This window comes from Pseudomonas sp. Con_6 (assembly GCF_059379395.1).
Genome location: NZ_CM182011.1, coordinates 1,688,196 through 1,700,648, shown reverse-complemented (window position 1 = coordinate 1,700,648; position 12,453 = coordinate 1,688,196). Strand labels below are relative to the sequence as shown.

Below are 12,453 nucleotides of genomic sequence, written 5' to 3'. Positions count from 1 at the left end.
ATGCTGAGCTGGGACGAATTCGACAAAGAAGACGGCGAAGCCGCCGCCAAACCGGCCACCGCAGGCCAATCCGCCGCTGCTGGCATCGACAAGCTGGACAGCGCCGGTGGCGCCGCCGCCCTCGAAGCCCGCGCAGTGACCACCGCTGACTCCGCCGCGGTGATCCGCGCCAAGGCCGCGCTGGACGAACTGGACATCGCCGAAGGTCTGGCCGAGCTGGAAGGCTCTGCCGCCCGTGTCGCGGTCGACGAAAAGCGCATGATCAACTGCCGCGCCGATCTCAACCAGCTGGTGCCATTCAAGTACGACTGGGCCTGGCAAAAGTACCTCGACGGCTGCGCCAACCACTGGATGCCGCAAGAGGTCAACATGACCGCGGACATCGCCCTGTGGAAGAGCCCGGAAGGCCTGACCGACGACGAGCGTCGCATCGTCATGCGCAACCTCGGCTTCTTCTCCACTGCCGACTCCCTGGTTGCCAACAACCTGGCGCTGGCCGTGTACCGCCTGATCACCAACCCTGAGTGCCGCCAGTACATCCTGCGCCAGGCCTTCGAGGAAGCGATCCACACCCACGCCTACCAGTACTGCATCGAATCGCTGGGCATGGATGAAGGCGAGATCTTCAACATGTACCACGAGATCCCGTCGGTCGCGAAGAAAGCCGCCTGGGGCCTGCGCTACACCCGTTCGATCTCGGATCCGGAGTTCGACACCGGTACCGTCGAGACCGACAAGGAGCTGCTTCGCAACCTGATCGCCTACTACTGCGTGCTGGAAGGCATCTTCTTCTACTGCGGCTTCACCCAGATCCTGTCCATGGGTCGTCGCAACAAGATGACCGGCGTGGCCGAGCAGTTCCAGTACATCCTGCGTGACGAGTCCATGCACCTGAACTTCGGTATCGACGTGATCAACCAGATCAAGATCGAAAACCCGCACCTGTGGGATGCCGAGATGAAGGAAGAAGCCTCGCAGATGATCCTGCAGGGTACCCAGCTGGAGATCGAATACGCGCGTGACACCATGCCACGCGGCGTACTGGGCATGAACGCGGCGATGATGGAGGACTACCTGAAGTTCATCGCCAACCGTCGTCTGTCGCAGATTGGTCTGAAGGAAGAGTATCCAGGGACCACCAACCCGTTCCCTTGGATGAGCGAGATCATGGACTTGAAGAAGGAGAAGAACTTCTTCGAGACTCGGGTGATCGAGTATCAGACTGGTGGGGCGTTGAGCTGGGATTGATAGAAGCTCACATGCGACTTTATTAAAATCTAAGGCTGCCGTTAGGCGGCCTTTTTTTTGCAAAAAATCAAGCAATCCTGCACCACGGACAATTGCGCTTAATAGGTAAGCGTTTCGAAACCACCACCCACTACAACTCAAACTGAGCGAGTACGCTTCACATAGGACGTGGAAATGAGCACAGCTAATTCACCATATAAAAAAATCATATCTGCAATCAAGGCAACCCCAAACTGGAATGAAGTACTAACCTCACTGAAAGAGAGTGGCGAATTAAAAGCACTCCCTTCGAAACCCTACCGCGAGCTAGCAGAACTAACCTCATTGGAATTGAAGAAAGGAAGAGTAGGACAAGCAACAGCTTCAGCCATACTAGGTGTATATTTAAACCAAGAAAAATTCTTTCGAGAGATAAAAAGATCTGGCTGCCTGCGCCCATCGAAACTCAACTACGACTCATCAAAAATATCAGCACTAATAAGGAATCTCAGGACCGAAGAGCAAAAGCTCTCACTAACAGATGAGAGCAAAGAATACCTAAGCTCGATTTTTAACCTATCGACAGTGGCTTTTGAAGCATCAGTACTACGCACACAAATGCTACGAACACTGAAGCTACATAAAAAAACCATACTCAAGTCCTGCATGGTTTACGTCGATAGGAAATTTAGACCTTCTGTAAATGATTACATATCGCAAGCAGAAATCGACGCAGAAAACTATGGTTCACCTGATCACGTGACGAGAGAGCAATATGCGGAGGCACTATCGTTAATAACGACATTGCTTCACGGCCTCATAGGATTGAGTAGCGAAATGACACACGCTATAGATGAGAGCCTAATAATAGAAGAAAAATGTAAAGATCTGCTCAACAAAGCCGTAACACTAATAAAAATAAGAGAGATGGAAATATTGTTAGACTGCTTCCCCTATAGAGCAAGAAAAACAGCCGAAGGCGTTCTAATTGAGCCTAAGGAGGAAAGTCTCGAAAAATCAATTCAGCTAGGCTACATACAAAGTGAACAACAGTTTCGAGTAAACCAAGTTAGCTCGACTAAAACTCACAAGCATCGCACCAACCTGAAAAAACAGGCCATTCGACTCTACAATGCAATCGGAGATAAATTAATAATTAGAAAAAGACTTCCTCTCGACCGTTACACCATGAACATCCCACTAATCCCGGCTTTTGCAAAAATAATAAAAGAAGAAGAACTATACCAAGAAGAAATCACATACTTAGAAAAGATGGCAAAAGATGAGTTCACGGAATTAGAAGACCTAATAAATAGTGAAACCCATCACGAGATAGCAGTTAAAGACCTAATACAAACCCAAAGAATATTTAAAATATGGTCAACAATATTTTTCGAAGCCCTCGACCAGACTTCCGAAAACACTAATATTTTAGACATGCGATCAAGAATTCCAGTCTTCAAAAAGGCCGACCTAACCACCCTCTTTAATGAATACTTCACGACAGACCAAACAACATCGATACTTGAGTTACTGACACATGACCCTGCTCAAAACAAATATTTCGACATCCAATACACGCCAATACTGAAAGTTGGGAAAGCATATGTTTTACCCATGGGAATATTTATAAGCACCGACATCGTTCGCGGAGCACTTCACAACAACAACAACAACAACAACAACAAACGACGCTTGATCTCAAAAAACAAAAAAGACCCAATGCAAAAAGCTGTAGAGCATGCACTAAAATCCAAAGGATTCCTTGTTGAATCCGAAATAAATAGAAAAGCCAATGGGCAACATATTGAAATTGACATATTAGCTTATCGTGAAGGCCATCTATTCGCAATTGAATGTAAAAACGCTTTTCATCCTTGCTCGCCACAAGAGCTAAGAAACAGCTACGACCACATCCAAAAAGCAGAGATTCAGCTGGATCGAATAAAGGCTTTGCTTGTAAATGAAAACACAAGAAAAGACATAGTCACCCCGCTAAAATGGCGTCTGGATGAAACTACAAAAATACACACATGCATAGTAACCGCAAACCGCTTGTTTAATGGCTACCAAAAACTCGCCCACCCAGTAAGACAAGCACACGAGCTATTAAATCTTCTCAATAATGGCTTTATCGAAATCAACCAATCGAAGTATTCAATCTGGAAACATGAACGCTTTGACATTAGCGATTTATTAAAGTACCTATCAGAATCGTCTTACTTAAACGACATATTCGAATGCATGATTGGCTACGTAAAGACAATAAAACTACCCAAGGGGTCAGAACTACAGATAAAGTCATTCGGCCTAGATATTCATAGTTACTTTGCGAAAGCTGAAAAAGAATATAAATTGCTTTCTAGAAGCGAATAAAGCACTAGCTCAAACCAAAAAGAGAAAATTCCTACAAGTGAAAAATTGACTAATTCGGTGGCGACATTTCTAATTCCAAGCGGCGCCTGAGAAACGCCTCACGTAGCGGCAAATCCGCTCCCGACAGATGCGGCTTTTTTTTGCCTGTGGTTTACTCCTGCTCGCGAAAAATACGTGTTATGTCGGGAGCGGACCAATACAAGACCCGAAAGGGGAATACGTCCGATCCGCTACGTGGGATTTCTCAGCTCCCGACACCCAGCCTTGAGAAGCTGACAACACGTAGAGGTAATGGAAATGTCTAAAGAAACTCTCATTCGCGAGACTCTCGCCAGCGCGTCCCTCCGCCCTGTCACCCCCGGGGCCAGCCATGACTGACCTTCACGAACCCAGCCTCTTCACCCGTCACAACCGTCCTCTCCAGTGAGCGCTCCATAAAACCCACCAAGCCAAAGATCGTAGTGCGATCAGCTATGCGATCGCGGCGTGCAGTTCCACGGCAGGAGCGCCTCGAAGTCTTCCACTGAGGACGCTCGGGGCAAGCGTTCCAGTGCGTGGCGCAGCCACGCATAAGGCTCTCTGCCGTTGGCTTTGGCCGTCTCGACCAAGCTGTAGAGGTGAGCACTGGCCGTTGCGCCTTTGGGCGTGCTGCTGAACAACCAATTCTTTCTGCCGATCACAAACGGGCGGATTGCACGTTCTGCAGCGTTGTTGTCGATCGGCAAGTAGCCATGCTCGACATAGCGTTCCAGCTTGCTCCAGTTGTTCGCCAGGTAGCCGATGGCTTTACCCAACGCGTTCTGGCTGGTGACTTGGGGCTGTGTCTTCTCCATCCAGATCTTCAACTGAGCCAACACCGGCAGGCTATGCTCCAGGCGGCCCAGTTTGCGGTCATCATCGTTCGCGTCCTTCAGATCACGCTCGATTCGGTAGAGCTTGTTGATCAGGTTCAACGCGATATCTGCCCGGCCGGTCTTGCCCTTGGGTTGTACTTTTTGCGCGTCAACGAACTTACGTCGTGCATGCGCCCAGCAACCCAAACGTTCGACTCCCTCCTGCGCAGCCAATTCGTTATAGCCGGAGTAATCGTCGGTCATGACGTAGCCGCGATAGCCCTCAAGCAGGCGCGTCGGCACCTCCTGCGCTCGGCTGGTGGCGTAGTCGAAAAGGATCACTGGCCGATCAGGCGGTCCGCCGGTTTGTACCCACATCCAGGACTGGCTGCTGGGTTCACGACCAGGCTCTTTCAAGACCTGCACCCGGGTTTCATCGCAGTGGATGATGCGACTGCCCAACAGGTTCTCGCGCATCAAATTCAATAGCGGCTGGAAATGCTCACCGCACTGAATCACCCAGCGCGCCAAGGTTTGACGCGGAATATCGACACCATGGCGGCCCAGCACTTTTTCGAAACGATGAAGTGGCAAGCCATCCACATACTTGGTGGTCAGCAGCATGGCCAGCACACTGGGGCTGGCCATGCTTTTTTCGATCAACTGGGCGGGCTTGTCTGCGGTTACCGGCGCCGACTCGCAATCGCGGCAGCCATATACCTTGCGAATATGCTTGATGACGCGGATTTGCATCGGGACGATTTCGAGCTGCTCGCTAACTTCTTCGCCAATGGCGTGTCTGCGGCAGCCACACGCACAGGTCATCTCATGTTCGAGCAGTTCGTGGACGATTTCGATGCGTGGCAAATCGGCCGGCAGTGGCTTGCGTTTGCCACGACGTTTGGTGGGTGCAACAGCTTCTTCGTCCGAGGACTCATCGACGGGTTCGGCCAGACTCTCCACTTCATTGAACAGCGGCAACTGCGGCGTCGCCGAGTCGTTTGTCTGCTCGGACTTGCGTCCGAACAGGCGCTGGCGCAACAGCGCAACTTCCTCTTCGAGATGAACGATCTTGCCTTTGTCAGACGCGCGTTCGTTGATCATCTGCTCAAGCAGTTGCTTGAGCAAAACAGGATCGTCGGGGAGGTTTTCGGGCATGGAAATCATGCCGCGGATTATACCGAATCAGGCGACGTATCGAGGCGTCAAAACCTGGTGTGGACGATTGCGCCAAAGGTCAAAACCGTCGAGCAGCCAGTTAAGCTCCTGCACGGTCAGGACGATGGCCTCGTCGGTAGGATCGGGTGATGTTTTGAATCGCTCCGAGTCCAGGCGCTTAAGCCAAAGACAGAAGCCGTTGCGCTCCCAATACAGTATTTTCACCCGGTTGCGCGGTTTGTTGAGGAAGACGAAAAGCACGGGGTCGAATACCGCCACCTTGATATCGAGTTCGACCAGGGCGGCCAAGCCATCGATGGATTTTCGAAAGTCGACGGGCTTGGGGTAGAGGTAGACTTTTTCGACTTTGGCGTCGGGGCGCATCATGGCTGCGGGCTCCAGAAAGAAATCGGGAGCACAGCATCCGGGTTCAGGCAGGGGCTTTGAATGTGGGGTTCATGGAGCGGTTACCCTCTCCACACCCTCTGGCTCGAATCCCAGGCCTGGTTCTGCGCCCGCGAACTCGGCCGTCTGATGGGCCGTTTCGTGGATGAGCGCTGTATCGGCCGGCTCGATCCGGATCAGTGGCGCACCCTGAAGCTGTTGCGCTATGGCCGGGAGGTGGAGGCGCTGATGGTCAGCGAGTCCGGGGCCTATACGTTGCTGGCGCATCACTATGTGCCGGAGAATCGGTCGTTGCGGCATTGGCTGACCCATGAGGTGGTGGCGGTGTTGCGGGATGGGCAGGAAGGGGCTGGGGATGATGGGCCGAGGTTGGGCCAGATGCGCTGGGGTGGGGAGCGGGTGGTGAGTTTGTTGTATTGGCAGAGCGAGCCTTGGGTGAGGTTGCGGGATATGCCGGTGGTGGTGGACGAGGTGGGGCCTGAGCTGCGGGAAGCTCGGTGGCGTGGGTGGGTTGAGCGGGTTTTGCGGTTTTGATCGGGGATTCGGGGTATCAGGTTTTGGGGCCGCTTTGCGGCCCTTCGCGAGCAAGCTTCGCTCCTACAAGGTCTGCTGCAAACCTGGATCTTGCGGCTGGCCGGGAAACCCGCTCCACAAGGCGGCTTCCTGCGATCTTTGATAGGCCACCGCATGAAAGTCACGTTGGTCGGCGGCCACTGTACAACTCATAAGAGCTGCTATAGTCAGCCTTAAATCACTTAAGCATGCTTAAAAGAGTTCTTATGTTGAGCTTTTTTCCCCTCGCCTGCTCCGACAGGCTAGAGAAAATAGGGCTTCTGGTAAAAACCAGACGTCTTGAACGGCAATTGCGACAAAAAGATCTGGCCGCTCAGACCGGGTTGTCCACGGCGACATTAGGCAAGATCGAATCCGGCGCCCCGAACGTCGAGATGCGCAGCTACATGATCGCCCTGTGGCATCTCGGCTTGCTGGATGACGCTTTCCAGGACCCCGGCGTTCCCACCGTTGCACTGCGTGTCACGGAGCATCGCGTACGCCTGAAGAAATTTTCCGAAGAGGACTTCTGATGGCCTCCGTCTATCTCTACATGCAAGCCCCGGGTTCGAACGAAGTCATTACCCTGGGTCGCCTCGATGTGAAAAACGGGATCGGTGAATTCGTCTACAACCCTGACTGGGTAGCTGTCAAAGGCTGGGTGCCGGATGACTTGCGCTATCCCCTGCACCCACAGCCCTATCGCAACATCACCAAGAACCGCGGTATCCCGGGCTTCATCCGGGACGCGGCTCCGGATGGTTGGGGTGAACGGCTGGCCACCAGGGAGTTCGGTGGCGAACTGGATGCGGTGGGATTTCTGCTGAAGTCTCCCAACCACGATCGAACCGGCAACCTCATGGTTGGCACACACCGAGCACCGCCGGAGGGTGTCGGTCAGGCCGGACTCGGCAGCATCACCCAACTCGACGACTTCATTCAGTTTGCCGATGGCGTGCAAGGCGGTTTTCCACCCGGGGCTGACAAGGCAACCAGAGCCACCCTGCAGCAGCGCTCATCACTCGGTGGCGCGCGCCCGAAATGCACCTTGATCCATCAGGCACGCCTGATCCTGGCCAAGCCCAGGGACCGCCATGACACTTATGACGTTCCGGCGCTGGAGTACGCGTGCATGTCGTTTGCAGCGGAGAAAGGACTGAACAGTGCAGCCATGCAACTGCATCGCGGACGCGTCAACACGCTCTTGGTGGAGCGCTTCGACAGGGAGATTGGAAGCGATGGTCGAGTCTCTCGCATCCCTATGCTAAGCAGCCTGACGATGCTGGACAGCGATTGGAACTCACCCGGTAGCTGGGGCAAGGAATGGCACTACGGCTACCTGGTAAACGAGATGGCGAGACGTAATGTGCCGGAGTCGGATCGGCAAGAGCTGTTCAAGCGAATCTGCTTCAACATTCTCGTTGGCAATGACGACGATCATCCGAAAAACACGGCGGTGGTGTTCAAGCACGGCTGTTGGCGCCTATCCCCCCTGTACGACGTGGTACCTACCACCGAAGGGCAGCCACCCTCGCGCCTGGCCATGGGGATTGGCCGGTTTGGGCATGAGCTTTCGCGACGCAATTTGCTGAGTCAGGTGGAGCACTTCGGATTTAGTGAGGCAGAGGCGGCAGCAGTGATCGATGAGGTTGCTGGCTGGGCTCCAGAGCTTGAACAGCATTATCGGGAACATTTGCTGGAGCCTGAGTTGCGCTTGGCAATGGCGGCGATGGGTGCTGACAAGCTGCTGAAATGACAGGGCATCTGGAGCCACCAGATCGGGTCGTTCGCCCAGACGGGTGGTAGCAAGCAGGCATGGGAGCGGGTAGGGCATTCGATCCATGTTCTGCAGGGACCTGCGGGAGCGCGCTCGCGATCCCGTTCAGGTCCCGAAAACTCACTTCCTCGCGTCGATAAACGGCATCGTGCCACCCGGCAGCACGGTGGTCGGCAACTTGCCGTCCCAGCGCTCGGCCTTGGTCAGTTCGACAAGGTTCTGGTTGCTGGCCAGCGCTTTGGCCCGGACTTCGATGGCCGCTGCCTCGGCGTTACCCCGCAGTTCGATCGCCTGGGCTTCGGCCTTGGCCTGCGCCAGCGCTGCATCGGCCTTGGCCTGGGCTTGGGTGACGCTGATCTGGGCCTGGATTTTCTCGGTCTCCAACTGCTGCTCGCGGGTCTTCACCGCGACCTCGGCCTTCATGCGTTCTTCGATGGAGCGCTCATAGGCATCGCTGAAGTCGATGTTCTCGACCTGGACACTGTCGATCACCACCGGGCCGCTGACGTTGGCCTTGATCGCCTGGGAAATCGCCGCAACCAGTTCGCCGCGCTTCTGCACGGCGTTGACGGCGGTGTACTGGCCGAACACGTTCTCGACCTGGGTCGGCACCTGCCGGGCGATGGCGCGGGACAGCAGGCCGTCGAGGTCGCTGTAGCCCTTGTAGACGTCGGCCACTTCGCCAGGAGTGACATGCCAGGAAACGGAGACCGTCAGCTGCGCGGCCTGCTGGTCACGGCTGTAGGCCTGCAGACCTTCCCACTTGGAGGCCTGGTTCTGGATGGAGATCGCCTTGACGGTGTCGAAGAAGGGAAGCTTCCAGTGCAGCCCCGGCTCTGCCACTTCGATGAATGCACCATTGCGCAGGACCACCCCGCGCTCCTTTTCATCCACGGTATAGAAACTGCCAAGCACCACGCTCAGCGCAACCAGTCCCAGTACCACGGCGCCGCCCGTCGTCATCCAGCGGCGGTTTACCTTTTCCATGTTCATTTCCTTGTGCAAGCGCGCTGCTCAGGGCAACGCGTCAGGAGGAAGTAACTCATGGAATGAAGAGACAGGTCACGCGATCGATGAGACTTTTTCTCATCTTTGCGCTCAGGCCGACAGTTTCAGCGCTTCACACAGGCAAGCAGCGCATTGCCCGAGACCCCATCCCAGGTCAGCAGCTTGTCGTAGTCATGCTCCAGCACTTGCACTTCGAAGTGCAGCTCCAGCAGCCCGAGCAGTTCGTCGAAGCTCACCGCCACCATCGGGTGTTCGTCATGCCAGACCTGGGTTTCACCGCCCTGGCTACGTTCGATACTCAACCGCAGCGCCTGGCGCTCGCCCTCCCCCGGATAACCCCAGCCGGAGCGAAAAACGAAGCGGGCGCCGTCCTGTTCCGCGGTATGGGAGACGAACGAGTCATTGTCGATCCGCCGCTTGTCCACCGCGTTGAAACAGAACACGCCGCCCTCGGCCAGCGCCGCATGCACGCTGGCGATACAGGCCTTGAGCCGTTCGACAGTACCGCTGTAGTGCACCGAGTAGAGGAAACAGGTGATCAGGTCCTGCGGCTCTGCCACGGTGAAACCGCACATGTCGCCAAGGGAAAACCGCGCTTCGGGGCAGCGCTGCGCCGCCTTGTCCAGCATCGGCTGGTTGATGTCCAGCCCGGCACTCTGAAACCCGGCATCGATGAAATGCCGCACATGCGGTCCGGTCCCGCAGGCCAGGTCCAGATGGCGCTTGCCGCCATTGCCGAACAACTGCTGCAGCCGCTGCACACAATGACTCTGCGCGCGGTAGTCGATATCGGCGCACATCAGGTCGTAATAGCCCGACAGATCGGTATAGAGCGCGTTGCCGGACATGGAAAACCTGGGAGGGGAAGTTGAGGGCGCGGCATTGTATCTGGAAGTTGCCACGAAAAAAGGCCCGGTGAAGCAGAACTTCACCAGGCCTTGGGTGCTACGTGAAACGACCGCTGATTACAGCTCGAAACGGTCCAGGTTCATGACCTTGGTCCAGGCCGCGACGAAGTCACGGGCGAACTTTTCTTTGGCGTCTTCGCTGGCATAGACCTCGGCGTACGCCCGCAAGATCGAGTTGGAACCAAACACCAGGTCGTTGCGGGTGGCGGTGTATTTCACTTCGTCAGTCTTGCGATCACGGCCTTCGAACAGTTCGCTGGAACCGTCCACCGCTTTCCACACGGTGCCCATGTCCAGCAGGTTGACGAAGAAGTCGTTGCTCAACGCACCTTCGTGTGCGGTAAACACGCCGTGCTTGCTGCCGTCGAAGTTGGTACCCAGCACCCGCAGGCCGCCAACCAGCGCGGTAAGCTCTGGCGCAGTCAGGGTCAGCAACTGCGCGCGGTCGATCAGCAGCGACTCGGTAGTCGCCGGGCTGTCGCTGTTGCGGTAGTTGCGGAAGCCGTCGGCCAGCGGTTCGAGGTAGTCGAAAGACTCGACATCGGTCTGGTCCTGACGCGCATCGACACGCCCCGGGGTGAACGGCACATGCACATTCACACCCGCCGCCTTGACCGCCTGCTCGATACCGACAACACCGGCCAGCACGATCACGTCAGCCAGGGATGCCTTGCCGGACGCCTGCTGCACCGCCTTGAGGCGATCCAGGGTGCCGACGGCGATGGCGTTGACCGCCCAGTCCTTCTGCGGCGCCAAGGCCAGGCGCGCACCGTTGGCACCGCCGCGCTTGTCACCACCCCGGAAGGTCGAGGCCGAGGCCCAAGCCACCGAAACCAGCTCACCCACCGACAGACCGGCTTCGGCGATGCGCGACTTGAGGTCGGCGATATCGCTGGCGCTCGGGTTATGGATCGCCTTCGGCAGCGGATCTTGCCAGATCAGTTCTTCCTTCGGCACTTCCGGGCCGAGGTAACGGGCGACCGGGCCCATGTCGCGGTGAGTCAGCTTGAACCAGGCGCGGGCGAAAGCATTGGCGAACGCCTGCGGGTCGTTGAGGAACTTCCGGGAAATCTTCTCGAAGCCGGGGTCGAACCGCATGGTCAGGTCGGTCACCAGCATGGTCGGTCGGCGTTTCTTCGACGGATCGAACGGATCGGGCATGATCTCCGGGGCGTCCAGCGCTTCGAACTGGATGGCACCCGCCGGACTGCGGGTCTGGGTCCATTCGAACTTGAACAGGTTCTCGAAGAAGTTGTTGCTCCACTGGGTCGGGGTCTGCGACCAGATCACTTCCAGGCCGGAAGTGATGGCGTGGGCGCCGGCACCGCTTTCATAACCGCTCTTCCAGCCCAGGCCCTGCAGCTCGATGCCACCGCCTTCCGGATCGACACCGACATGGCTCGCGGCACTGGCGCCGTGGGTCTTGCCGAGGGTGTGGCCACCGGCGATCAGGGCAACGATTTCCTCGTCGTCCATGGCCATGTTGCCGAAGGTGGCACGGATCGCGGCGGCTGCGGAAGCTGGATCGCCACTGGCGTTCGGGCCTTCCGGGTTGACGTAGATCAGGCCCATTTCAGTAGCCGACAGCGGATTCTTGGCCAGGGTTTCCGGATCACGGTGGGTGAGCCAGGCTTTCTCGTCGCCCCAGTTGACGTCCATGTCCGGTTCCCAGACGTCTTCACGACCGGCACCGAATCCGAAGGTACGAAAGCCCGAGGCTTCCAGGGCAACGTTACCAGCGAGGATCATCAGGTCGGCCCAGGAAATCTTCTGGCCGTATTTCTGCTTGATCGGCCAGAGCAGGCGACGGGCCTTGTCCAGGCTGACGTTGTCCGGCCAGGAGTTCAGTGGTGCGAAACGTTGCTGGCCACGACCGGCGCCCCCTCGCCCATCGACGGTGCGGTAGGTCCCGGCGCTGTGCCAAGCCATGCGGATGAACAGGCCGCCGTAGCTGCCCCAGTCGGCCGGCCACCAGTCCTGGGAATCGGTGAGCAGCGCCTTGAGGTCGGCCTTGAGGGCGGAATAGTCGAGTTTCTTGAATTCGTCGCGGTAGTTGAAGTTCTCCCCGAGCGGGTTCGAACGGTCCGAATGCTGGTTGAGCAGATCCACACGCAGGGTATTGGGCCACCAGTCGCGATTGCTGGTGCCGCTACCGGCGGTGTTGTGGAACGGGCATTTACCTTGGTTCGACATTACTGCTTTCTCCTTT

The 12,453-nt window shown here is 56.3% G+C and carries 10 protein-coding genes; 5 read left to right on the top strand and 5 right to left on the bottom strand.

The features are described 5' to 3' along the window. Positions 1–1,248 carry a ribonucleotide-diphosphate reductase subunit beta gene (locus AC5QPF_RS07780; RefSeq protein WP_330075240.1) on the top strand — a complete coding sequence of 416 codons (1,248 nt, stop codon included), beginning with the start codon at positions 1–3 and terminating at the stop codon, positions 1,246–1,248. A 174-nt stretch (positions 1,249–1,422) separates the two neighbouring features. Then, positions 1,423–3,603 (top strand): hypothetical protein, encoded by a 2,181-nt coding sequence (locus AC5QPF_RS07775; protein WP_494962682.1) that lies wholly within the window; start codon positions 1,423–1,425, stop codon positions 3,601–3,603. A gap of 467 nt (positions 3,604–4,070) precedes the next feature. Here AC5QPF_RS07775 and tnpC read toward each other — a convergent pair whose 3' ends face one another. Together tnpC and tnpB are read right to left on the bottom strand one after the other, a co-directional pair. Beyond that, the gene (gene tnpC / locus AC5QPF_RS07770; RefSeq protein WP_494962681.1) at positions 4,071–5,603 is read right to left on the bottom strand and encodes an IS66 family transposase; all 1,533 of its coding nucleotides are present in this window, start codon (positions 5,601–5,603) and stop codon (positions 4,071–4,073) included. Positions 5,604–5,621: 18 nt separating this feature from the next. Next, positions 5,622–5,981, bottom strand: coding sequence for an IS66 family insertion sequence element accessory protein TnpB (tnpB, locus tag AC5QPF_RS07765; RefSeq protein ID WP_256587665.1), 360 nt, complete (start codon positions 5,979–5,981; stop codon positions 5,622–5,624). A gap of 60 nt (positions 5,982–6,041) precedes the next feature. On the opposite strand from tnpB, the gene AC5QPF_RS07760 reads away from it, so the two are divergent. From AC5QPF_RS07760 to AC5QPF_RS07750, 3 genes are all read left to right on the top strand, one after another. After that, positions 6,042–6,533, top strand: coding sequence for a BRO family protein (locus tag AC5QPF_RS07760; RefSeq protein WP_494962680.1), 492 nt, complete (start codon positions 6,042–6,044; stop codon positions 6,531–6,533). Positions 6,534–6,778: 245 nt separating this feature from the next. Next, on the top strand, positions 6,779–7,084 hold the full coding sequence (locus AC5QPF_RS07755; protein ID WP_494962679.1) for a helix-turn-helix domain-containing protein: 306 nt from the start codon (positions 6,779–6,781) through the stop codon (positions 7,082–7,084). Next, positions 7,084–8,307: a HipA domain-containing protein gene (locus tag AC5QPF_RS07750; protein WP_494962678.1), complete on the top strand. Its 1,224-nt coding sequence runs from the start codon at positions 7,084–7,086 to the stop codon at positions 8,305–8,307. Before AC5QPF_RS07755 ends, AC5QPF_RS07750 begins: the two co-directional genes overlap by 1 nt. Positions 8,308–8,448: 141 nt before the next feature. Here AC5QPF_RS07750 and AC5QPF_RS07745 read toward each other — a convergent pair whose 3' ends face one another. The 3 genes from AC5QPF_RS07745 to katG all read right to left on the bottom strand — a co-directional run bounded on the left by AC5QPF_RS07745 (position 8,449) and on the right by katG (position 12,437). Further along, positions 8,449–9,315: an SPFH domain-containing protein gene (locus tag AC5QPF_RS07745; RefSeq protein ID WP_494962677.1), complete on the bottom strand. Its 867-nt coding sequence runs from the start codon at positions 9,313–9,315 to the stop codon at positions 8,449–8,451. A gap of 125 nt (positions 9,316–9,440) precedes the next feature. Further along, a complete protein-coding gene (locus tag AC5QPF_RS07740) occupies positions 9,441–10,184 on the bottom strand; it encodes a methyltransferase domain-containing protein (protein ID WP_494962676.1) in 744 nt (247 codons plus the stop codon). Between the two features lie 117 nt (positions 10,185–10,301). Continuing rightward, positions 10,302–12,437 carry a catalase/peroxidase HPI gene (gene katG / locus AC5QPF_RS07735; protein WP_494962675.1) on the bottom strand — a complete coding sequence of 712 codons (2,136 nt, stop codon included), beginning with the start codon at positions 12,435–12,437 and terminating at the stop codon, positions 10,302–10,304. Positions 12,438–12,453 lie beyond the last annotated feature (16 nt).

Bases quoted from the DNA above. Each gene is read 5' to 3' on its own strand.
- AC5QPF_RS07780 (WP_330075240.1), top strand. From the start codon at position 1: ATGCTGAGCTGGGACGAATTCGACAAAGAAGACGGCGAAGCCGCCGCC.
- AC5QPF_RS07775 (WP_494962682.1), top strand. From the start codon at position 1,423: ATGAGCACAGCTAATTCACCATATAAAAAAATCATATCTGCAATCAAG.
- tnpC (WP_494962681.1), bottom strand. From the start codon at position 5,603: ATGATTTCCATGCCCGAAAACCTCCCCGACGATCCTGTTTTGCTCAAG.
- tnpB (WP_256587665.1), bottom strand. From the start codon at position 5,981: ATGATGCGCCCCGACGCCAAAGTCGAAAAAGTCTACCTCTACCCCAAG.
- AC5QPF_RS07760 (WP_494962680.1), top strand. From the start codon at position 6,042: ATGTGGGGTTCATGGAGCGGTTACCCTCTCCACACCCTCTGGCTCGAA.
- AC5QPF_RS07755 (WP_494962679.1), top strand. From the start codon at position 6,779: ATGTTGAGCTTTTTTCCCCTCGCCTGCTCCGACAGGCTAGAGAAAATA.
- AC5QPF_RS07750 (WP_494962678.1), top strand. From the start codon at position 7,084: ATGGCCTCCGTCTATCTCTACATGCAAGCCCCGGGTTCGAACGAAGTC.
- AC5QPF_RS07745 (WP_494962677.1), bottom strand. From the start codon at position 9,315: ATGGAAAAGGTAAACCGCCGCTGGATGACGACGGGCGGCGCCGTGGTA.
- AC5QPF_RS07740 (WP_494962676.1), bottom strand. From the start codon at position 10,184: ATGTCCGGCAACGCGCTCTATACCGATCTGTCGGGCTATTACGACCTG.
- katG (WP_494962675.1), bottom strand. From the start codon at position 12,437: ATGTCGAACCAAGGTAAATGCCCGTTCCACAACACCGCCGGTAGCGGC.